Genomic DNA, 19,092 nt, shown 5'->3' with positions numbered 1-19,092 from the left:
CGAGGGGCTCGGTTAGCCTCCCTGCATGATTCGTACCGCGACCCCCGACGACATCCCCGTCATCCACGCCCTGATCCGTGAGCTGGCCGAGTACGAGAAGGCACCGGAGGAGGCGCGGGCGACCGAGGAGCAGCTGCGGGAGGCGCTGTTCGGCCTGCGGCCGGCCGCGTTCGCGCACCTGGCCGTGGACGACGCGACCGGCGAGGCCGTGGGGTTCGCGCTGTGGTTCCTGAACTTCTCGACCTGGCGCGGGGTGCACGGGATCTACCTGGAGGACCTGTACGTCCGGCCCGTCGCCCGCGGCGGCGGGCACGGGCGGGCGCTGCTGACCGAGCTGGCGCGGATCTGCGTGGAGCGCGGGTACGAGCGCCTGGAGTGGTCGGTGCTGGACTGGAACCGGCCGGCGATCGGCTTCTACGAGGCGCTGGGCGCCCGTCCGCAGGACGAGTGGACGGTGTACCGGCTCACGGACGGGGCGCTCGCGGCGCTGGGTTCAGCTCACTGACTCCACCAGCGGTGCCTGCGCCGGTGCCCCGCGTCCGGGCGCCTTGGCGGTGACCATCAGGCCGGCCACCAGGCCCGCCAGGAGCATCACGCCGGCCGCCCACCAGATGGCGACGGTGTAGCCGTGGACCACGCCGGCCGGGACCACGAGGGCCTTCGGGGCACCGGTGCGCAGACGGGCGGTGATGTAGGTGGCGCTGCTCGTGGTGGCGACGGTGTTGAGCAGTGCCGTGCCGATCGAACCGCCCACCTGCTGCGCGGTGTTGACCGTGGCGGAGGTGACGCCGGAGTCGCGCGGGGCGACACCGGAGGTCGCGGTGGCGAACACCGGCATGAAGGTCAGGCCCATGCCGACGCCCATCAGCAGCAGGGCGGGCAGGATCTCGCCGGTGTAGGAGGAGTGGACCGTCATCCGGGTCAGCAGGAGCAGGCCGCCCGCCGCCAGGACCGTGCCCGGCACCATCAGCAGGCGCGGCGGCACGTGGGGCAGCAGGCGTGCGGAGATCTGCGTGGAGCCGGTGATGATCGCGGCGGTCAGCGGCAGGAAGGCCAGCCCCGCCTTGAGCGGCGAGTAACCGAGGATGACCTGCAGGTAGTAGGTCATGAACAGGAACAGGCCGAACATGCCGATCACGGCGAGCATCATGGTGAGGAAGCAGCCCGCCCGGTTGCGGTCCTTGATGATGTGCAGCGGCAGGAGCGGGCTGGGCGCCTTGGTCTGCCACCGGACGAACAGGCCGAGCAGCAGCACGCCGCCCGCGAACAGGGCGAGGACCAGTGGATCGGACCAGCCGCGCGGCTCGGCCTCGCTGAAGCCGTAGACGATCGCCACCAGGCCGCCGCAGCCGAGCAGGACACCGGGCACGTCGAGGCGGGCCTCGCGGTGGCCGGGGCGGTCGTGCAGGAGGGTGGAGGCGCCGACGACCGCGAGGACGGCGATGGGCACGTTGACGTACAGGCACCAGCGCCAGTTCAGGTACTCGGTGAGCAGGCCGCCGACGATGAACCCGATCGCCGAGCCGCTGCCGGCGAGGGCGCCGTAGATGCCGAAGGCCTTGCCGCGTTCGCGCGGGTCGGTGAAGGTCGTGGTCAGCAGGGACAGCGCGGACGGCGCGAGCAGGGCGGCGAAGGCGCCCTGGAGCGCGCGGGCGCCGAAGAGCATGGTGGAGCCGGTGGCGGCGCCGCCGATCGCGGAGGCGACGGCGAAGCCGACGAGCCCGACGACGAAGGTGCGCTTGCGTCCGGCGAGGTCGGCGATCCGGCCGCCGAGCAGGAGCAGTCCGCCGAAGGCGAGGGTGTAGGCGGTGATGACCCACTGCCGGTTGCCGTCGGACATGTGCAGGGCGTGCTGCGCGGAGGGGAGCGCGATGTTCACGATCGTCGCGTCCAGGACGACCATCAGCTGGGCGAGGGCGATGACGACCAGCCCCCACCAGCGGTGCGGATCCGTCCCCTCCGGGGCCTCTGCGAGGGCTCCGGGTTCACCCGTTCGGCCGATACCCATCTGGCCAGAAGACCACGAATCCGGGCGTATTGCATCTATGGGAGCGTTCCTGTTGTTCCGGGCTGTCCTCATGGTTTTCGGCGGGCGCCTCATGGCTCCAGCACCACCTTTCCGATCGTGCCTCGGTTCTCCAGCGCGCGGTGGGCGGCGGCCGCCCGCGCGAGCGGGAAACGGGTGACGGCCGGACGCAGCCGGCCCTGGGCGGCCTCGGCGAGCGCGCGCAGTTCGAGCGCGCGCAGGCCGCCCGCCTTGTGGAGCATCGCCGGGCCGAGCACCGGCTCGGAGACGCCCTCGACGAGGTGGCCCCCGCCCTCGCCGATCCCCTCCGCCGACCAGCCGAAGACCAGATGCCGCCCGCCGGGTCCGAGCAGGGCGACGGACTGCCGGGCCACCTCGCCGCCGACCCCGTCGTAGACGATCGTGGCGGGGCCCCGCCCGGGACTGCCGAAGTGGGCGCGGACCCTGGCCGGCCAGGCGGTGTCGGTGTAGTCGACGGCGAGATCGGCGCCGTTGGCGCGGACCCGTGCGGTCTTCGCGGCGCCGCCCGCGAGACCGATCACGGTGGCGCCGGCGTTCCGGGCGTACTGCACGAGCAGTGTGCCGATGCCTCCGGCGGCGGCCGGTACGACGACCACGTCGTCCGGTCCCGGCTCGGCGAACCGCACGATCCCCAGCGCCGTACGGCCCGTGCCGATCATGGCGACGGCCTCGGCGAAGTCCAGGTTCCCGGGGATCTCGTGGACCCGGTCGACATCGGTGACGGCGAGCTCGGCGTAGCCCCCGGGCGCGAAGCCGAGGTGGGCCACGACCCGCCTGCCGAGCCACGGCCCGGCGACGCCGTCACCGAGCGCGTCCACGACCCCGGCGACCTCCCGGCCGGGCACCGTCGGCAGGGCGGGCCGCTCGGGCAGCGGGCCCCGGTGCCCGGCGCGCAGGGCGGCGTCGAGCAGGTGCACCCCCGCGGCCGCGACCGCGATCCGCACCTGCCCGGGGCCGGGCGCCGGGTCCTCGGCCGGTTCGTAGGTCAGGTTCTCGGCGGGACCGAAGGCGTACAGACGGACGGCGTGCATGGCGACCCCCAGGAGCGACTGTCTCGTGCGGGCCCACCCTGCGACCTCAAGCATGCTTGAGGTCAAGGGCGGGCCGGCCGAGGATCAAGGACACTGCGGTGACCGCGCTGTTGAAGGACACCTCCGACAGCACACCCGGCGCCGCCACCTGGTCCCCGGCGAGGTACACCCCTTCGCCCCGGTCCACCGCGGGCCGGTCCCGCCAGCTGCTCCCCGGCAGGTCCACGGCCCCGGTACGGCCGTCCGCCACGGCCTCCCGCCGCCAGGTCACCCGCTCCCGCCAGCCCCGGAACCCCAGGTCGAGCAGTTCCTCGGCGCGGGCGAGGCCCTCGGCACGGGACTCGCCCGGACCGATGGGGAACTGACCCTGGATCAGCTGCTCCCCGGCCGGGGCGAGGGACGGGTCCGGCGCGGTGCACCGTTCGAACCAGCCGGGCGCGTCGAGGTCCGACAGGACGAAGGGGTCGCCGCGCCGGGTCCGTACGGCGAGGTCGAGCAGGGCGGTACGGCCGCTCGGCCAGGTCAGCGAGTCGTCGCCGAGCAGCCGCCGGGCGGCGGGCAGGGAGGTGGCGACGACGACGGGGGCGCCGGTGGGCAGCGCGTCGACGCGGGACAGCGTCTCCACCCGTACGCCCAGGTTCCAGGCCCGCGCGGCCATCCGGTCGATCAGGCGGGCCCAGCCGCCGACCGGGTAGTGCGCCTCCGGTGGCAGCCTGGTGGCCCGGCGCAGGCGCTCCTGCACGAACGCGGCGGACAGGGCGCCCGGGTCGTGGTGGAAGAGGGCGACGGCCGCGTAGTTCGCCGCGGCGCGGGCGCCCTCCTCGCCGGCGACGGTGGTCGCCCAGCTCAGGAAGTCGGTGTCGACCGGGGCCTGCCGGACACGCGGGCGCAGCAGCTTCAGCATCCCGAAGGGCGGGGTGCGGCGCAGCGCTCCCTGGTGGCGCAGCCGCAGCCGGGCCGCGTCCAGCGCCGGGACCGGGGCGAGCGGGCCGATCAGGTGCCGCTGCCTGAGCCAGGTCCAGTGCGGGCCGCCGTCGTAGAGGGCGTGCGGGCCCTCGTTGGTGCGGTACGGCCCATCGGCGGTGCGGGCCCGGCCGCCCAGCGTGTGATGGGCCTCGTACACGGTGACCCGGGCGCCTGCCTCGGCGGCGGTGATGGCCGCGGTGAGTCCGGCGAAGCCGCCGCCGACGACGGTGATGCGGCGCTGGGGGCGGTGCATGGGGTGGAGCATGGGGCGGGCCCTCCCTCGGATCGGTTCACCTGGTCCGTGACTACGACGACGGAGCGGGGCGGGAATGTGACATTGCCGCTGTGTGCCCAGGTCAGGCTGATTGTCAGTGGCGGGGTGCAGCATGGGGGGCATGGCGAGGAGAGCGACGGGCGGCCGTGCGGCGGGCCGGACAGGAGTGCAGGGCGCGCGACGGCCGGAGCTGCGGCTGCCCCCTTTGGAGCCGTGGTCCGACGGCGAGTTGACGCCGGACGGGGACTACGACGGGCTGGACTTCCGGGACGCCGACCTGACCGGCCAGGACGGCGTGGGCGCCCGCTTCATGGACTGCGCGCTGACGGGCTGCGCGGTGGACGGTACAGCGCTCGGGCGGGCCAGAGTGCTGGACTCGGTCCTGACCGGCCTGCGCGGGGTGGGCACGCACCTCGCCGAGTCCACGTTCCGGGACGTCGAGCTGGTCGACGCCCGCCTGGGCGGCACGCAGTTGCACGGCGCCGTCCTGGAGCGGGTCGTCGTCCGGGGCGGCAAGATCGACTACCTGAACCTCCGCGAGGCCCGCCTCAAGGACGTCGTCTTCGAGTCCTGCGTCCTGGTCGAGCCGGACTTCGCGGGCGCGAGCCTGGAGCGGGTGGAGTTCGTCGACTGCGCGCTGAGAGAGGCCGACTTCGGCAGCGCGGCACTGAAGGACGTGGACCTGCGCGGGGCCGCCCCGCTGGAGATCGTCCGGGGCCTCGACCGGCTGTCCGGGGCGGTGATCAGCACGGGACAACTGCTCGATCTGGCACCGGCGTTGGCGGCCGAGATGGGGATCCGGGTGGAGTAGGCCTACGGCACGCGCGGGAAGCGGGCCTGGAGCGTCCAGATCGCCGGGTTCTCCGCCAGGTCCTCGTGGAGGTCGGTCAGGTCCGCGACCAGGTCGTGCAGGAAGTCGCGGGCCTCGCGGCGCAGTTCGGTGTGGGAGAAGGAGAGCGGGGACTCCTCGGCCGGCACCCAGTCGGCGGTCACGTCCACCCAGCCGAAACGGCGCTCGAAGAGCATCCGGTCGGTGGACTCGGTGAAGTCCAGCTCCGCCCGCTGCGGCCGGGCGGCGCGGGAGCCCATCGGGTCCCGGTCCAGCCGTTCCACGATGTCGCACAGCGCCCACGCGAAGTCCAGCACCGGCACCCATCCCCAGGCCGTGGACAGCTCCCGGTCCGACTTCGTGTCCGCGAGATACACGTCACCGCAGAACAGGTCGTGCCGCAGCGCGTGGACGTCCGCGCGGCGGTAGTCGGTCTGCGGGGGGTCCGGGAACCGGTTGGAGAGGGCGTAGCCGATGTCGAGCACGCAGAGATGGTGTCACGCCTCGGCGGCAGCTCCGGCATCGCGGAGCACGCGGACCCCGGGCACTTAGGATCACTGACATGTCCAGATCCGTACGCCGTGCCCCGGCGGTCGCGGTCCTGCTTGTCCTCGCCCTCACCGCGTGCGACGGCGGGGTCCGCGGCACCCCGGGCGGCTCCGGCGTACGCGACCCGTACTTCCCGAAGGCCGGCAACGGCGGCTACGACGTCGGGCACTACGACCTCACCCTCGACTACACCCCCGCCACCCGCCACCTCACGGGCACGGCCGTGATCACCGCCCGCGCCACCCAGGACCTGTCCGCCTTCGACCTCGACCTCGCCGGGCTGCACGTCGACTCGGTCACCGTCGAGGGTAGACCCGCCCTCTTCGCCCGGGCCGGCCAGGAACTCACCGTCCGCCCGCACGACGACCTGAGCGAGGGCGAGACCTTCCGCACCACCGTCCGCTACTCGGGCACTCCGCGCACCCTCACCGACCCCGACGGCTCGAAGGAGGGCTGGCTGCCCACCGCCGACGGCGCCCTGGGCCTCGGTGAACCGGTCGGCTCCATGGCCTGGTTCCCCGGCAACGACCACCCCTCCGACAAGGCCTCCTACGACCTCACCGTCACCGTCCCCCAGGGACTGCAGGCCGTCTCCAACGGCGAGTTGGCCGACCGGTCCACCAAGGGCGGCCGCACGACCTACCACTGGCACACCGCCGAGCCCATGGCGAGCTACCTCGCCACGGTCGCCATCGGCCACTTCGACATCACCCGCACCACCGGCCCGCACGGGCTGCCGATCCTCACCGCTGTCGACCCCACCCAGGCCAAGGCGAGGGCGAAGGTGCTCGCGCAGCTTCCCGGGATCATCAAGTGGGAGGAGCTCAACTTCGGTCCGTACCCCTTCTCCTCCACCGGCGCCGTCGTCGACCGCCCGGGTGACGCCGGCTACGCCCTGGAGACCCAGAACCGGCCGGTCTTCCCCGCCGACCAGTTCGAGACCGGCACCCTCGTGCACGAACTCGCCCACCAGTGGTACGGCGACTCGGTCACTCCGAAGTCCTGGCAGGACATGTGGCTCAACGAGGGCTTCGCCACCTACGCCGAGTGGCTGTGGCAAGAGGACCACGGCGGCGACAGCGCCCAGCAGACCTTCATGGACCTCTACAAGGGCGACAACGAGGCCATCTGGGCCTACCCGCCCGCGAAACCGTCGAGCGCCGCCCACATCTCGGACAGCCCCGTCTACCAGCGCGGCGCGATGGTCCTGCAGAAGATCCGGCAGAAGGTCGGCGACGACACCTTCTACGACATCATCCAGGGCTGGGCCGCCACCCACCGCCACGGCAGCGCGAGCACCGCCGACTTCACCGCGTACGTGGAGAGGAAGGCCCCGGACAAGGACTTCACCGGGATCTGGAAGGACTGGCTGTACGGCGACGCCAAGCCGGCCCACCCCTGACGGGTGCGGTGCCCGGGCTCCGCTCCACGGCCGCCCTTCGTCGCCGCCCGTTCAGCCCTCCCACGCGTCCAGCAGCCCCGCGAGTCCCGGTGGCCACACCGGCTCGGCTTCCTCGGCCAGCTCGGACCTGGTCCACCATCGCCAGGTGAGGATGCCGTCGGCGGTGTGGGTGGCGGCGACCTCGGGTCCGGACGGGGCGCGGCGGGGGCCGCGGGTGACGTAGACGTGCTCGTGCTGGCGGACCGGGACGCCCGTGTGGGTGAAGTCGTGTTCCCAGGTGCACAGCACCGGGCCCGGCTCCAGGTCCGTCCAGCCGGTCTCCTCGGCCAGCTCCCGCAGCGCGCCCTCGCGCGGGGACTCCCCCTCCTCCAGACCACCGCCGGGCAGGGCCCAGTGGACACCGACCTCGACGTTGTCGTACCGCAACAGGAGCACCGCGCCCGAGGGGTCCACGACGGCGATCCGGGCCGCCCGCCTCGGCCTGCGCGCCCCGTCGCCCAGTTCCTTGCGCAGCACGGCGCAGGGGCGGCCGAGGCCCCGGTCGGGGCGGTGGCCGATCACCTCGTAGCCGAGGGCGGTCCAGAAGGCCAGGGCCTTGGGGTTGTTGGCGAGGACGGCCAGCCGTACGGCACTGCGGCGGCCCCGCGCGCGCAAGCGGTCCTCGACGAGGCCGGCGAGGGCGCGGCCGTGGCCCTTGCCGTGTTCTTCCGCGTGCACCATCAGCAGCCCGATCCACGGGTCCGGGTCGGCCGGGTCGGGGTGGTGGGCGCGTGTGCCCGCGAGTCCGACGAGGCGTCCGTCCTGCGCGCGGGCGAGCAGCACCTCGGTGCCCGGCACGGCCAGGTCCTCGGCCAGCGTGGCCGCGACCTGCTCGGGACGGACGTCGTCCGGGTCGGGAAAGTCGCCGCTGAGCCGGTGGAAGGCGCGGTTGGACGCGTACAGCGCGGTGAGTTCGGCCAGCAGGGGAGCCGGGACGTCCTGGCCGGGGGAGAGGGGCTCGAGAATCACGGGGGCAAGCTATCCCCGGGGAGCCGGGGCACACCTCCCGTTTTCCGCCGCCGCGGACCGACCCCGGGCGCCGGCCGTGGGAGCCCGCAGCCGGAGGCCGGCGCTCACCACGGCCGGGGCCCTGTGCCCCGCACGGAGTCCGTCAGACGTTCACGCCGAAGTCCTGGGCGATGCCGACCAGGCCCGAGGCGTAACCCTGGCCGACCGCGCGGAACTTCCACTCCGCACCGTTGCGGTACAGCTCGCCGAAGACCATGGCCGTCTCGGTGGCGGCGTCCTCGGAGAGGTCGTAGCGGGCGATCTCGGCGCCGCCGGCCTGGTTGACGATGCGGATGTAGGCGTTGCGGACCTGGCCGAAGTTCTGGCCGCGGTTCTCGGCGTCGTAGATGGAGACCGGGAAGACGATCTTGTCGACGTCGGCCGGGAGGGCGGCCAGGTTGACGTTGATCGCCTCGTCGTCGCCCGCGCCCTCACCCGTGCGGTTGTCGCCCGTGTGGACGATGGAGTTGTCAGGGGTCTGCTTGTTGTTGAAGAAGACGAAGTGCGCGTCGGAGTAGACCTTGCCCTGACCGTTGACCGCGATGGCCGAGGCGTCCAGGTCGAAGTCCGTGCCGGTGGTGGTGCGGACGTCCCAGCCGAGGCCCACGGTGACGGCGGTCAGGCCCGGAGCCTCCTTGGTGAGCGAGACGTTGCCGCCCTTGGACAGGCTTACAGCCATGTTGGGAGTCCCTTCCCTTGGATATCCGTTGGATATCTGTGTATCTGTGCCGATGAAGCTACCGTCACCGGGAAGAACGTCGAGGGGGGTCCCGGTGGTTCCGGATGCCTTTACCTTTTTTACCGAACCGGAAATCCAGGTGACGTGAGCCGGGCGGGACCGGGAACATGGAGCACATGTCCGGTCCTTACGTCATCCGCGGCTCCGTCTCCCTTCCCGAGGCCGAGCTGATGTGGCGTTTCTCCAGGTCGTCCGGGCCCGGCGGGCAGCACGTCAACACCAGTGACTCGCAGGTGGAGCTGCGCTTCGACCTCGCCCGCACCGAGGCGCTGCCCCCGGTGTGGAAGGAGCGGGCGCTGCAGCGGCTCGCCGGCCGGCTCGTGGACGGCGTGGTGTCGGTGCGGGCCTCCGAGCACCGCTCCCAGTGGCGCAACCGCGAGGCCGCCGCCGTACGCCTCGCCTCGCTCCTCGCCGAGGCCAGCGCGCCCCCGCCCAGGCCGCGCAGGCCGACCCGGATCCCGCGCGGCATCAACGAACGCCGGCTGCGGGAGAAGAAGCAGCGCTCGGACACCAAGCGGGGCCGATCCGGCCGGGACTGGTCGTAGGGACGTCACATCCACGGCCGGTTCTTCGTCAGTGAGACGGAGGACCACCGATACGGAGAGGCCGGCACCCCGATGAGCGACAACGAGCGGCACCACGACGACCTTCTCGCCGAGCGGTTCGAGGCGTACCGGGGACATCTGCGGGCCGTCGCCTACCGGATGCTCGGCTCGGCCGCGGAGGCCGAGGACGCGGTGCAGGAGGCGTGGTTCCGGCTGAGCCGGTCCGACACCCGGGAGGTGAGCAACCTCGGGGGATGGCTGACGACCGTCGTCGGCCGGGTCTGCCTCGACATGCTCCGGTCCCGCCGCTCCCGCGGCGAGGAGCCCCTGGAGACCTGGAGTCCGGCACCCTCGGCGGAGCCGGACCCGGCCCAGGACGCCGTGCTCGCCGACTCGGTCGGGGTGGCTCTGCTGGTCGTCCTCGACACGCTCTCGCCGGCCGAGCGGCTGGCGTTCGTGCTGCACGACTTGTTCGGGGTGCCGTTCGACGAGATCGGCGGCGTCCTCGGGCGCACCCCGGCCTCGGCGCGGCAGCTGGCCAGCCGCGCGCGGCGCCGGGTGCGCGGAGCAGATGCGCCGGAGGCCGACCTGGTACGGCAGCGGGAGGTGGTCGACGCCTTCCTCGCGGCCGCGCGGGACGGTGATTTCGAAGGGCTGCTGGCCGTGCTCGACCCGGACGTGGTGGCGCGCAGCGAGGCGGGTGTGACCGCCGGGGCGCTGGGGGTCGCCTCCGGTGCGAAGAGCTTCGCGCATCTGGCCCGTGTGGCGCACCCCGTGCTGGTCGACGGGGCGACGGGACTGGTCGTGTACGCAGAGGGCCGGATCGAGCGTGCCCTGACGTTCGCCTTCGCCGCCGACCGCATCACATCCGTCGACATCGTGACGGACCCGGCCCGGCTGTCGGAACTGGTCATCGAGCCCGCGTGATCGGCGCCGGCGGCCGGACCCGGGCGGGGTGACCCGGACGGTCACAGCTGCAGGACGCCCACCGTCTGGCCGCCGTCCGTCTCCCCGTTCTTCCGGAAGCCGAGGCGGAGATAGAAGTCCTCGGGCCCGTCCGGGCCGGGATGCCAGGTGACGTACATGTCCTTGCCGTCCCTGCGGCGGACGAGACCGGCGACGGCGTCGACGGCGAAGCGGCCGTAGCCCCGACCCTGGGCGTCCGCCGCGATGTTGAGGCGCCACAGGCCCGAGCGGCGCACGCTGCCGTCGCCGTACCAGTCGATGTCGAGGAAGGCCATCAGGAAGCCGACCGGGCGGCCGCCGTCGACGATCAGCCGGGGCCAGGCGACGCCGGCCGGGTGGACGTACGCCTCGGCCAGGGACTTCACCACCGGCTCGACCGCGTGTTCCTGGTCGGGACGGAGCCGGATGCCGATCGCGGCGTCGAGGTTGGCGGGAGTGACTTCTTCCAGGCGAGGGGTCATGAGCGCACCGTAGGCACGCGGTTCGGCCCCCGGCCACGCGATATCCGGCTCAGCCCAACTGCCGGTAGCGGCCGCGGAAGTACAGCAGCGGCCCGCCCTCCGCGCTCGGGACGTGCGCGGTCAGGACACGGCCGATGACGAGTGTGTGGTCGCCGGCCGTCACCCGCTGCTCGGTGCGGCACTCCAGCGTGGCCAGCGCGCCGCCCACCAGCGGGGCGCCGGTGGCCTCGCCGCGGACGTAGGGGATGTCGTCGAAGAGCAGGCGGTCGCTGATGCGGCCCTTCATGGCGAAGCGGCCCGCGATGTGCCGCTGGCTCTCGGTGAGCACCGACACCGCCCACAGCGGCTGTTCGTCGAGCAGGTCGTCCATGCGTGAGCCCTCGCGCAGGCTGACGAGGACCAGCGGCGGGTCGAGGGAGACCGACATGAAGGCGGTGGCGGTCATGCCGACGTCCTCCACGTCTGGCGCGTCCGGGTCGTCGGGGTCCAGCGGCGGCTCCTGCGCGGTCACCAGGACCACCCCGGCGGCCAGTCGGGACATCGCGGCCCGGAACTCGTCGTTGCTCACCCCCTCAGCATGCCCGGAAGCGGCGGTGGCGGTGGGTGAGGGAGTCTTCAGCACGCCGGAAACGCTAATCGCCGCTCCGCGCGAGCCGCATCGGGCCTCCGCCCGAGCCGGGTCCTAGGACCAGCGGACGAGAACGGATGCGGTCCCGGTGCTGCATCCGTGTGCATGAGGTGAACGCAAGCGCGAAGATTGTGTTCAGTAAACGCACAGGCGAAACGCAGAAACTCCACTCAATTGTTCACGTTCTTCTGTGACTTGAGTCACAAGGGGCAGGAATTGTTGACCCTGTGTACCGAGTGGGCAGCGCGCTGTGATTCAGTGGCGGGGAACCCTTGATTCGCTGCGAGGTCTCGGGGGGAGGGCGAGCATGGAGACCGAGTCGGAACCGTATGTCCGTCTTGCGTCCTTGCGGCAGCTGCATCAGGTCATGGCCGACATGAACACGGCACGAAGCCTGGCGGACACGCTGCAGACGGTCGCCGACGGCGCCGTGAACGCCCTCGGGTACGAGATGGCGTGCGTGAACCTGGTACGCCCCGACGGCGACCTCGTCGTGGCCGCGTTCTCCGGGAACTCCGCCGCCGAGGCCCTCATCACCGGCCGGGTCGGCTCCCGCGAGTCCTGGGAGCGGCGGCTGAACATGGGCGAGCGCTGGGGCGACCTGGTCTTCATACCGCACACCGAGGGCTGGGTGCTCGACGACGACGACGTGCCCCAGTGGTTCACCGACGGGCCCGCGCCCCGCTTCGAGGACGAGTGGCATCCCTCGGACCGCCTCTTCGCCCCGATGTACACGCCGGGCGTGCAGGGCGGCGCCTGCGGCGAGCTGCTCGGCGTCATCTCCGTCGACCGGCCGCGCAACGGCCGCCGGCCCGGCGCCTGGGGCCGCGAGGCCCTGCAGATGTACGCCTTCCAGGCCGCCATCGCGATCAGCAACGCGCGGCTGCGGGCCAACATGCAGCGCGCCCTGGTCCGCCTGGAGCGCGAGCAGCAGGCCCTGCGGGCCAGCGAGGAAAGCTTCAGGCAGGCCTTCGAGTACGCCCCCTCCGGCATGGCCATCGCCGAGATGGGCGGCGACCAGCACGGCCGCATCCTGCGCACCAACGACGCCCTGTGCCGCCTGCTGGGCCGCCCCGCCTCCGCGATGCGCCGCTACTCCTTCTCCGACCTCGTCCACCCCGAGGACATCGGCACGCTGCTGCGGACCTCGGCGGAGGGTGGCCGGGCGGAACTCCGGCTCGGCCGCCGGGACGGCACGTACGTCTGGGTGAGCCTGCGCAACAGTGTCGTCGCGGACGCCGCCGACGGCCCCCGGTTCCTCCTCACCCACGTGGAGGACATAGAGGAACGCAAGCGCCGGGAGCTGCAGCTCGCCCACCGCGCCTCCCACGACTCCCTCACCGGCCTGCCGAACTCCGCGGAACTGCGCTCGCGCCTCGCCGCCCGGCTGTGCCGGCGCCCGGCCCAGGCCGGCGACCTGGAGTCCCTGGACGCGGCCTACGGCCACCCCGCCTTCGACGCCCCGGCGAGCCACGGCTTCGACTTCCGGCCGGGTGCGGAGGGGTACGACAGCTTCGACCACCACGTCCACACGGCCGCCCCCGAGGACGGCCGCGACGACGGCACCAAGGGCCTCGCGGTGCTCTTCTGCGACCTCGACGGCTTCAAGTCGATCAACGACCGCTTCGGTCACAACGCGGGAGACGCGGTCCTGATCGAGGTGGCCCGGCGCCTGTCCCGCGGGGTCCGCGACGGCGACACGGTCGCCCGCCTCGGCGGCGACGAGTTCGTGATCCTCGCCGACGGCCTCGGCCGGGCCGACGCCCAGGACCTCGCCGTACGGCTGCGCAACGAGATCATCCAGCCGATCCGCGCCGAGGGACGGGCCGTCCGGGTGGGCGCGAGCTTCGGCATCGGATGGGCACACTGTGGGATGACGGCGGACGAAGTGTTGAAGTCCGCTGACGAGCGGATGTACGTAGAGAAACGATCTCGTCCCAAACAGCACCGACGCGCCGGGTGAATCCCAGGTCAGTGGAGTGGTGCGGTGTGAGTCACCTGTTTGGCTCAGTCAGAGCGGGTAGGCTCGCCATTCAGACCTGTACCGCATCCACCCGCACCCGCTGAGGAGACCAAGGGATGACGCCCGGCGAAAACGGCCCGAGCACGCCCGAGGACGACGACCCGTTCGGCTATCTGTACGCCGACGGCCAGGCCAGAGGGGCCCAGCCGCCGTCCGGCGGTTACGGCTACCCGAACTCGGTCAGCAGGGTGCGTACGGTCGGCGAGCGTCAGTACGGCGGCGGCCCGCAGCAGCCGCAGTACGGCCAGCCGACGGTGCCGCAGCAGCAGGTGCCGTACGGCCAGCCGAACGCCCACTACCAGGCCCCCGAGACCCTGCCCGGCGGCGCCCCGCCGAACGGCCCCCGTTCCGCGCCGCCCGCCCCCGGCCGCCGCGGCCCGAACACCAAGGGCCTGCTGATCGGCGCGATCGCGGTGGTCGCCGCGGTCGTGATCGGCATCGGCATCGCCATGCTCAACGGCCCGGACGACAAGAAGAACAACAACCAGGCGGGCGGCACCCCGAGCCAGTCCCAGAGCCAGGGGCCCAGCCCTTCGGGGAGCAGCTCGGCGGCGAGTGGTGAGCTGAAGACCGACGCGACGGGGAGCGGCGTCCAGCTGGCAGGCGGCGCGACGAAGACTTCGGACGTCCAGGGCGCACAGAGCTCCGACGGCTCGTACGTGGGTAGTCTCAACCAGGTCGGTGCCTCGATGACCTGGACCGTCGACAACGTCCCCTCGGGCGGCACCTACACCCTCTTCGCACACTTCAGCGTGGTCGGCGATGACCAGGGGATGACCGTCACCGTCAACGGCAAGCCGTTCGGCACCAAGCTGCCCCTGAGGAACTACACGCACACGCCCGCCGACCTCACCAAGGGCTGGACCACGACCTACATCTGGCCGACCTTGAAGCAGGGCACCAACACCATCTCCATCTCCTGCCAGGCCGGCGACAAGTGCAACGCGCTGATCGACCAGCTCTGGCTCAAGCAGGGCCAGCACACGCTGCACAGCTAAGCCGCGCTGACCACCCCGGTCACCGTCACCCGCCCCCGCAGCTCCTCGTACACCGCGGGGTCGAACTCGCCGGCGGCCGGGGCCCGTACCGTCGCCGCCGACAACGCGACCGCGCGGGCCAGCCGGTCGGGCCAGGGGAGTTGCTCGACGAGGCCCGACAGCAGGCCCGCGACCGCCGAGTCGCCCGCGCCCGTCGGGTTGCCGTGGATGCGGGTGGGCGGGGTGGCGTGCCAGCGGCCCTCGGGGGTGACGGCGAGCAGACCCTCGGCGCCCAGGGACGCGACCACCGCGTGGGCGCCGCGGCGACGGGCGTCCTGGGTGGCGCGCAACGGCTCGTGGGAGCCGGTCAGTTCGGCCAGTTCGTCGGCGTTCGGCTTGATGAGGTCGGGGCGGGCGGCCACCCCTCGGCGGAGCGGTTCGCCGCTCGTGTCGAGGAGGACCGGGACGCCCGCGGTACGGGCCGCGCGGACCAGGTTCGCGTACGCCCCCACCGGTACTCCCGGCGGCAGGCTGCCGCACAGGGCCACCGCCGAGGCGGACGGCAGGAGTTCGTCGTAGCGGTCGAGGAAGGCGCCCCACTCGCCGGGCGCTATCTGCGGGCCCGGCTCGTTCAACTGGGTCGTGTCTCCCGACTGTTCGTCCACGACCGCGACCGTACGCCGGGTCGCGCCGGCCACCGGGACCAGCGCGTCCGTCAGGCCGGGCGTGTCCGACAGCCGTTCGCGCACCTCACGGCCGGTCCCGCCGCCCGCGAAGCCCGTGACCGTCACCTCGTGCCCGAGCGCCGCCAGCACCCGGGCCACGTTCACGCCCTTGCCGCCGGGGCGCTCGACGACGTCCGACACCCGGTGTGAGGCGTGCGGTCGCAGCGACCGCACGCGATAGGTGAGGTCGAGAGCGGTGTTGAGCGTGACCGTGAGGATCACCCGGTCCGACCTCCCTCGAAGTCCCTGCGGCACGCCGTCGTGCCTGTCATCGGTTTCCGGGGGCACGATCATGCCAAAGAGACGGCGGCCGGCCCAGTCACGAGTCGGCCGCCGTCGAGGGAAAAGACGGGCAGATCAGGCCAGTTGGGGCGGTACGACCACCCACTCGCCCTGCCGCATCACGCCCTTGAGGTCGAAGTCCGCGTCCAGGAGGAGCAGGTCGGCGTCCTTGCCGGGTTCGAGGGAGCCGATGCGGTCGGAGAGGCCGAGGAGGCGGGCGGGGTTCGCCGACAGGGCCGTCACCGCGTCCCGCACCGACAGCTTGTCGACCGTCACCGCCCGCTTGAACGCGCGGTCCAGGGTGAGCGTCGAGCCCGCGATCGAGCCGCCCTCCACCAGCCGGGCCACGCCCTCGCTGACCTCGACCTCCAGCGGGCCGAGCATGTAACGCCCGTCACCGATGCCGGCCGCGTCCATCGCGTCCGTGATGAAGGCGACGCGGGAGGCGCCCGCGCGGTGGAAGGCCAGCTCCAGGGCGGCGGGGTGGAGGTGCACGCCGTCGTTGATCAGCTCGACCGTGACCCGCTCGTCCTCCAGCAGGGCCGCGATCGGGCCGGGCGCGCGGTGGCCCAGCGCGGGCATCGCGTTGAACAGGTGGGTGGCGACCGTGGCGCCCGCGTCGATGGCCTCGACCGTCTGCTCGTACGTGGCGTCCGTGTGCCCGATCGCCGCGATCACGCCGTGCTCGGCCAGCAGCCGCACGGAGTCGATGCCACCCGGCAGCTCGGCCGCGAGCGTGACCATCTTCGCCCTGCCGCGTGCCGCGTCGATCAGCTTGCGGACCTCGGCCGGCTCCGGGTCGCGCAGCAGCTCCTCGGAGTGCGCGCCCTTGCGGCACGGCGAGATGAACGGTCCCTCGAAGTGGATGCCGGCGATCTCCCCCTGCTCGGCGAGCTCGCTCAGCAGCCCGGCCTGCCGCGCGAGCAGGTCCATCTCGTCGGTGACGGTGGAGGCGACGAGGGTGGTGGTGCCGTGCGCGCGGTGGGTGCGGACGGCCGTCATGATCTCGTCCGCGGTGCCGGAGAAGGAGGCGCCGCCGCCGCCGTGGTTGTGGATGTCCACGAAGCCGGGGATCAGCCAGTGGCCGGTCACGTCGATCACGTCGGCGTTCCCGGGAGCGGCGGCCGAGATCCTCGTACCCTCGACGACCACGCGTCCGTCGTCCACCACCCCGCCGGGCAGCACCACCCGAGCACCTGCGAGAACCAAGCTGGGAGCCATCAGGCGGTTACCTCCGAGGGGTCGGTGGGGTCGGGGTCGGTGGAGTCGAACAGGTCGCGGGCGAGGAGGCCCGCGCCCAGGCAGCCGGCGGTGTCACCGAGCGCGGCGGGCACGATGGCCGGCAGTTTCTGGAAGGTGACCCGCCGCCGGACGGCCTCCCGCAGTGGCTGGAACAACACTTCCCCCGCCTCGGCGAGACCGCCACCGATGATCAGGGTGCGCGGGTCCAGCAGGGTGAGCGCGGTGACCAGGCCGTCGGCGAGTGCGTCGACCGCCTCCCGCCAGACCCGGACGGCGTTCGGGTCACCGGACGCGACGGCCTTGGCGCAGTCGGCGGCGTCCGCGTCCGGGTCCCCGCAGGCCGCCGCCCAGGCCTCGCTGACGGCGGACGCGGAGGCGTACCGCTCCAGGCAGCCGTGCTGCCCGCAGGGGCACGGGGTTCCTCCGGGCCGTACGACCACATGGCCGATCTCGCCCGCGAAGCCGTGCGCGCCCGCCTCCACCCTGCCGTCGATGCCGATGGCCCCGGCGATCCCGGTGCCGAGCGGCACGAACAGGAACCGGTCGGCGCCCTTGCCCGCGCCGATCCGGCCCTCGGCGAGGCCGCCGGTCCGCACGTCGTGGCCGAGCGCGACGGGGATGCCGAGCCGCTCGGTGAGCAGCGCGCGCAGCGGTACGTCCCGCCAGCCGAGGTTGGCCGCGTAGGCGGCGACGCCCCGCTGCTCGTCGACGATGCCGGGGACCGCGATGCCGGCGGCGACGGCCGGTGTGCCGTGGTGCTCGGCGCCGTACGCCTGCAGCTCGGCGGCGAAGCCGAGGATCGTCTCGACCACCGCGTCCGGTCCGCGCTCACGCCCGGTGGCGCGGCGGGCACGGTGGAGCAGCTCGCCGTCGTCGCCGACGAGGGCGGCCTTCATCCCGGTACCGCCCACGTCGAGGGCGATGACATGTCTCACCACGGCCCCTAGTGTGACCCTCACACCCGCGAGAGGTCTAGTCCACTCGCGTGGTGTAGACCTTATGCGTCCATATATTGAACGGTCAGACAGCAGGGTTGGGGCTTTGACGGTGCGTCGGCGTACGGCAGGAACGATCGCGGTGGTGTCCGCACTGGGCATGACGGCGGTTCTCGGCGGCTGCGGGAGTACGGGCTCCTCCGACGTCACGCTCAGACTCGTCGCCGCCGACTACGGCGACTCCCCCGCCAACAGCTCCCAGAAGTACTGGGACAGCCTGGCCAAGGACTACGAGTCCCAGCACCCCGGTGTGAAGATCGACGTCAGCGTCTACTCCTGGAACGACGTCGACGCCAAGGTCAAGGAGATGGTCGACGCCGGGCACGCCCCGGACCTGGCCCAGATCGGCGCCTACGCCGACTACGCGGCCGCCGGCAAGCTCTACCCGGCCTCGGACCTGCTCTCCATACGCACCCAGGCCGACTTCCTCTCCCAGCTCTCCGACGCCGGCCAGTGGAACCACACGCAGTACGGCATCCCCTTCGCCGTCTCCACGCGCGTGCTCTTCTACAACAAGACCCTGTTCGCCAAGGCGGGCATCACCCCGCCCACCACCTGGGACGAGCTGGCCGCCGACGCGAGGGCGCTCAAGGACAGGGGCGTGAAGTACCCCTACGCGCTGCCGCTCGGCCCCGAGGAGGCCCAGGCCGAGACCATGCAGTGGCTGCTCAGCGGCGCCTCCGGCAGCGACGGCGGCAGCGGCTACACCGACGACATCGGCACCTACACCATCGACTCCGCGCAGAACGTCGAGACCTTCACGTGGCTGAAGGACGACCTGGTCGACAAGGGCCTGACCGGCCCGGTCGCCCCCGGAAAGCTCAACCGCGCGACCGCCTTCGCCGCCTTCGCCGACGGCCAGGTCGGCATGCTCAACGGGCACCCCACGCTGATCCAGCAGGCCCAGAAGAAGGGCGTGAAGTTCGGCATGGTGCCGATGCCGGGCCGCACCGGCAAGGCCAGGGCCGCCATGGGCGTGGCCGACTGGATGATGGCCTTCAAGCAGAACGGCCACCGCGACCAGATCGGCGACTTCCTCAACTTCGTCTACAGCGAGAAGAACGTCCTCGCCTTCTCCCGCGAGTACGGTCTGCTGCCGGTCACCGGCTCCGCCTCCACCACCATGGGCGACTCGGACTCCGCCCCCGACGCCGCCCTGCACCCGTTCCTCGAGCAGTTGCCCACCTCGGAGCTGTATCCCGTCGGCAAGACCTCGTGGGCCTCGGTCAGCGCGGCCGTGAAGCAGGACATAGGCCAGGCCGTCGCCCCCGGCGGCGACCCCGCCGGCGTGCTGACCCGCCTCCAGGCGACGGCGACCGCGGCCGACAGCAGCAACAGCAACTGAGCAGCCTGTCAGTACCCGG

The 19,092-nt window shown here is 72.5% G+C and carries 19 protein-coding genes; 8 read left to right on the top strand and 11 right to left on the bottom strand.

What is annotated here, in order from left to right; genetic code table 11:
• Nucleotides 1–25 precede the first annotated feature (25 nt).
• Nucleotides 26–505, top strand: a complete 480-nt coding sequence (locus AB0D93_RS07920) for a GNAT family N-acetyltransferase (protein ID WP_362114718.1) — start codon at nucleotides 26–28, stop codon at nucleotides 503–505.
• Here the strand turns inward: AB0D93_RS07920 and AB0D93_RS07915 are convergent.
• The 3 genes from AB0D93_RS07915 to AB0D93_RS07905 all read right to left on the bottom strand — a co-directional run bounded on the left by AB0D93_RS07915 (nucleotide 494) and on the right by AB0D93_RS07905 (nucleotide 4,297).
• Entirely contained in the window at nucleotides 494–2,008 is a 1,515-nt protein-coding gene (locus AB0D93_RS07915; RefSeq protein ID WP_362114715.1) for an MFS transporter, read from the bottom strand. The two genes, AB0D93_RS07920 and AB0D93_RS07915, sit on opposite strands and share 12 nt — an antisense overlap.
• 89 nt (nucleotides 2,009–2,097) lie before the next feature.
• Nucleotides 2,098–3,078, bottom strand: a complete 981-nt coding sequence (locus AB0D93_RS07910; RefSeq protein ID WP_362114712.1) for a zinc-binding dehydrogenase — start codon at nucleotides 3,076–3,078, stop codon at nucleotides 2,098–2,100.
• Nucleotides 3,079–3,124: 46 nt separating this feature from the next.
• Nucleotides 3,125–4,297: an FAD-dependent oxidoreductase gene (locus tag AB0D93_RS07905; RefSeq protein WP_362114709.1), complete on the bottom strand. Its 1,173-nt coding sequence runs from the start codon at nucleotides 4,295–4,297 to the stop codon at nucleotides 3,125–3,127.
• 142 nt (nucleotides 4,298–4,439) lie between these two features.
• On the opposite strand from AB0D93_RS07905, the gene AB0D93_RS07900 reads away from it, so the two are divergent.
• Nucleotides 4,440–5,129 carry a pentapeptide repeat-containing protein gene (locus AB0D93_RS07900; RefSeq protein WP_362114706.1) on the top strand — a complete coding sequence of 230 codons (690 nt, stop codon included), beginning with the start codon at nucleotides 4,440–4,442 and terminating at the stop codon, nucleotides 5,127–5,129.
• A 2-nt stretch (nucleotides 5,130–5,131) separates the two neighbouring features.
• On the opposite strand, the gene AB0D93_RS07895 is transcribed toward AB0D93_RS07900, so the two are convergent.
• Nucleotides 5,132–5,632, bottom strand: coding sequence for a hypothetical protein (locus AB0D93_RS07895; protein ID WP_362114703.1), 501 nt, complete (start codon nucleotides 5,630–5,632; stop codon nucleotides 5,132–5,134).
• Nucleotides 5,633–5,709: 77 nt separating this feature from the next.
• On the opposite strand from AB0D93_RS07895, the gene AB0D93_RS07890 reads away from it, so the two are divergent.
• Nucleotides 5,710–7,098 (top strand): M1 family metallopeptidase, encoded by a 1,389-nt coding sequence (locus AB0D93_RS07890; protein ID WP_362114700.1) that lies wholly within the window; start codon nucleotides 5,710–5,712, stop codon nucleotides 7,096–7,098.
• A 51-nt stretch (nucleotides 7,099–7,149) separates the two neighbouring features.
• Here AB0D93_RS07890 and AB0D93_RS07885 read toward each other — a convergent pair whose 3' ends face one another.
• Nucleotides 7,150–8,106 (bottom strand): GNAT family N-acetyltransferase, encoded by a 957-nt coding sequence (locus AB0D93_RS07885; protein ID WP_362114697.1) that lies wholly within the window; start codon nucleotides 8,104–8,106, stop codon nucleotides 7,150–7,152.
• Between the two features lie 142 nt (nucleotides 8,107–8,248).
• Entirely contained in the window at nucleotides 8,249–8,824 is a 576-nt protein-coding gene (locus AB0D93_RS07880) for a TerD family protein (protein ID WP_362114694.1), read from the bottom strand.
• 167 nt (nucleotides 8,825–8,991) lie between these two features.
• Here AB0D93_RS07880 and arfB point away from each other — a divergent pair, with 167 nt between their 5' ends.
• Entirely contained in the window at nucleotides 8,992–9,429 is a 438-nt protein-coding gene (arfB, locus tag AB0D93_RS07875; RefSeq protein ID WP_362114691.1) for an alternative ribosome rescue aminoacyl-tRNA hydrolase ArfB, read from the top strand.
• 72 nt (nucleotides 9,430–9,501) lie between these two features.
• Entirely contained in the window at nucleotides 9,502–10,356 is an 855-nt protein-coding gene (locus tag AB0D93_RS07870) for a sigma-70 family RNA polymerase sigma factor (RefSeq protein WP_362114688.1), read from the top strand.
• A gap of 41 nt (nucleotides 10,357–10,397) precedes the next feature.
• Here AB0D93_RS07870 and AB0D93_RS07865 read toward each other — a convergent pair whose 3' ends face one another.
• Nucleotides 10,398–10,856 carry a GNAT family N-acetyltransferase gene (locus AB0D93_RS07865; protein WP_362114685.1) on the bottom strand — a complete coding sequence of 153 codons (459 nt, stop codon included), beginning with the start codon at nucleotides 10,854–10,856 and terminating at the stop codon, nucleotides 10,398–10,400.
• 49 nt (nucleotides 10,857–10,905) lie between these two features.
• Nucleotides 10,906–11,478 carry a flavin reductase family protein gene (locus tag AB0D93_RS07860; RefSeq protein WP_362114682.1) on the bottom strand — a complete coding sequence of 191 codons (573 nt, stop codon included), beginning with the start codon at nucleotides 11,476–11,478 and terminating at the stop codon, nucleotides 10,906–10,908.
• A 313-nt stretch (nucleotides 11,479–11,791) separates the two neighbouring features.
• On the opposite strand from AB0D93_RS07860, the gene cdgB reads away from it, so the two are divergent.
• On the top strand, nucleotides 11,792–13,447 hold the full coding sequence (gene cdgB / locus AB0D93_RS07855; RefSeq protein ID WP_362114679.1) for a diguanylate cyclase CdgB: 1,656 nt from the start codon (nucleotides 11,792–11,794) through the stop codon (nucleotides 13,445–13,447).
• Between the two features lie 116 nt (nucleotides 13,448–13,563).
• Nucleotides 13,564–14,505 (top strand): carbohydrate-binding protein, encoded by a 942-nt coding sequence (locus tag AB0D93_RS07850; RefSeq protein ID WP_362114676.1) that lies wholly within the window; start codon nucleotides 13,564–13,566, stop codon nucleotides 14,503–14,505.
• Here AB0D93_RS07850 and AB0D93_RS07845 read toward each other — a convergent pair.
• The 3 genes from AB0D93_RS07845 to AB0D93_RS07835 form a co-directional block, all read right to left on the bottom strand.
• Nucleotides 14,502–15,431: a 1-phosphofructokinase family hexose kinase gene (locus AB0D93_RS07845; RefSeq protein ID WP_362114674.1), complete on the bottom strand. Its 930-nt coding sequence runs from the start codon at nucleotides 15,429–15,431 to the stop codon at nucleotides 14,502–14,504. The genes AB0D93_RS07850 and AB0D93_RS07845 overlap by 4 nt on opposite strands.
• Nucleotides 15,432–15,566: 135 nt before the next feature.
• Entirely contained in the window at nucleotides 15,567–16,712 is a 1,146-nt protein-coding gene (gene nagA / locus AB0D93_RS07840) for an N-acetylglucosamine-6-phosphate deacetylase (RefSeq protein WP_362114671.1), read from the bottom strand.
• Nucleotides 16,712–17,668, bottom strand: coding sequence for an ROK family protein (locus AB0D93_RS07835; RefSeq protein WP_362115113.1), 957 nt, complete (start codon nucleotides 17,666–17,668; stop codon nucleotides 16,712–16,714). Before AB0D93_RS07835 ends, nagA begins: the two co-directional genes overlap by 1 nt.
• A gap of 142 nt (nucleotides 17,669–17,810) precedes the next feature.
• Here AB0D93_RS07835 and AB0D93_RS07830 point away from each other — a divergent pair, with 142 nt between their 5' ends.
• Nucleotides 17,811–19,073: an extracellular solute-binding protein gene (locus AB0D93_RS07830; RefSeq protein WP_362114668.1), complete on the top strand. Its 1,263-nt coding sequence runs from the start codon at nucleotides 17,811–17,813 to the stop codon at nucleotides 19,071–19,073.
• Nucleotides 19,074–19,092: the final 19 nt, after the last annotated feature.

This window comes from Streptomyces sp. NPDC048191 (assembly GCF_040652655.1).
Classification (GTDB): domain Bacteria; phylum Actinomycetota; class Actinomycetes; order Streptomycetales; family Streptomycetaceae; genus Streptomyces.
Note: the sequence above shows the minus strand (reverse complement) of the source record. Positions and strands in the feature narration are given on the sequence as shown.

Bases quoted from the DNA above. Each gene is read 5' to 3' on its own strand.
- AB0D93_RS07920 (WP_362114718.1), top strand. From the start codon at position 26: ATGATTCGTACCGCGACCCCCGACGACATCCCCGTCATCCACGCCCTG.
- AB0D93_RS07915 (WP_362114715.1), bottom strand. From the start codon at position 2,008: ATGGGTATCGGCCGAACGGGTGAACCCGGAGCCCTCGCAGAGGCCCCG.
- AB0D93_RS07910 (WP_362114712.1), bottom strand. From the start codon at position 3,078: ATGCACGCCGTCCGTCTGTACGCCTTCGGTCCCGCCGAGAACCTGACC.
- AB0D93_RS07905 (WP_362114709.1), bottom strand. From the start codon at position 4,297: ATGCACCGCCCCCAGCGCCGCATCACCGTCGTCGGCGGCGGCTTCGCC.
- AB0D93_RS07900 (WP_362114706.1), top strand. From the start codon at position 4,440: ATGGCGAGGAGAGCGACGGGCGGCCGTGCGGCGGGCCGGACAGGAGTG.
- AB0D93_RS07890 (WP_362114700.1), top strand. From the start codon at position 5,710: ATGTCCAGATCCGTACGCCGTGCCCCGGCGGTCGCGGTCCTGCTTGTC.
- AB0D93_RS07880 (WP_362114694.1), bottom strand. From the start codon at position 8,824: ATGGCTGTAAGCCTGTCCAAGGGCGGCAACGTCTCGCTCACCAAGGAG.
- arfB (WP_362114691.1), top strand. From the start codon at position 8,992: ATGGAGCACATGTCCGGTCCTTACGTCATCCGCGGCTCCGTCTCCCTT.
- AB0D93_RS07870 (WP_362114688.1), top strand. From the start codon at position 9,502: ATGAGCGACAACGAGCGGCACCACGACGACCTTCTCGCCGAGCGGTTC.
- AB0D93_RS07865 (WP_362114685.1), bottom strand. From the start codon at position 10,856: ATGACCCCTCGCCTGGAAGAAGTCACTCCCGCCAACCTCGACGCCGCG.
- cdgB (WP_362114679.1), top strand. From the start codon at position 11,792: ATGGAGACCGAGTCGGAACCGTATGTCCGTCTTGCGTCCTTGCGGCAG.
- AB0D93_RS07850 (WP_362114676.1), top strand. From the start codon at position 13,564: ATGACGCCCGGCGAAAACGGCCCGAGCACGCCCGAGGACGACGACCCG.
- nagA (WP_362114671.1), bottom strand. From the start codon at position 16,712: ATGGCTCCCAGCTTGGTTCTCGCAGGTGCTCGGGTGGTGCTGCCCGGC.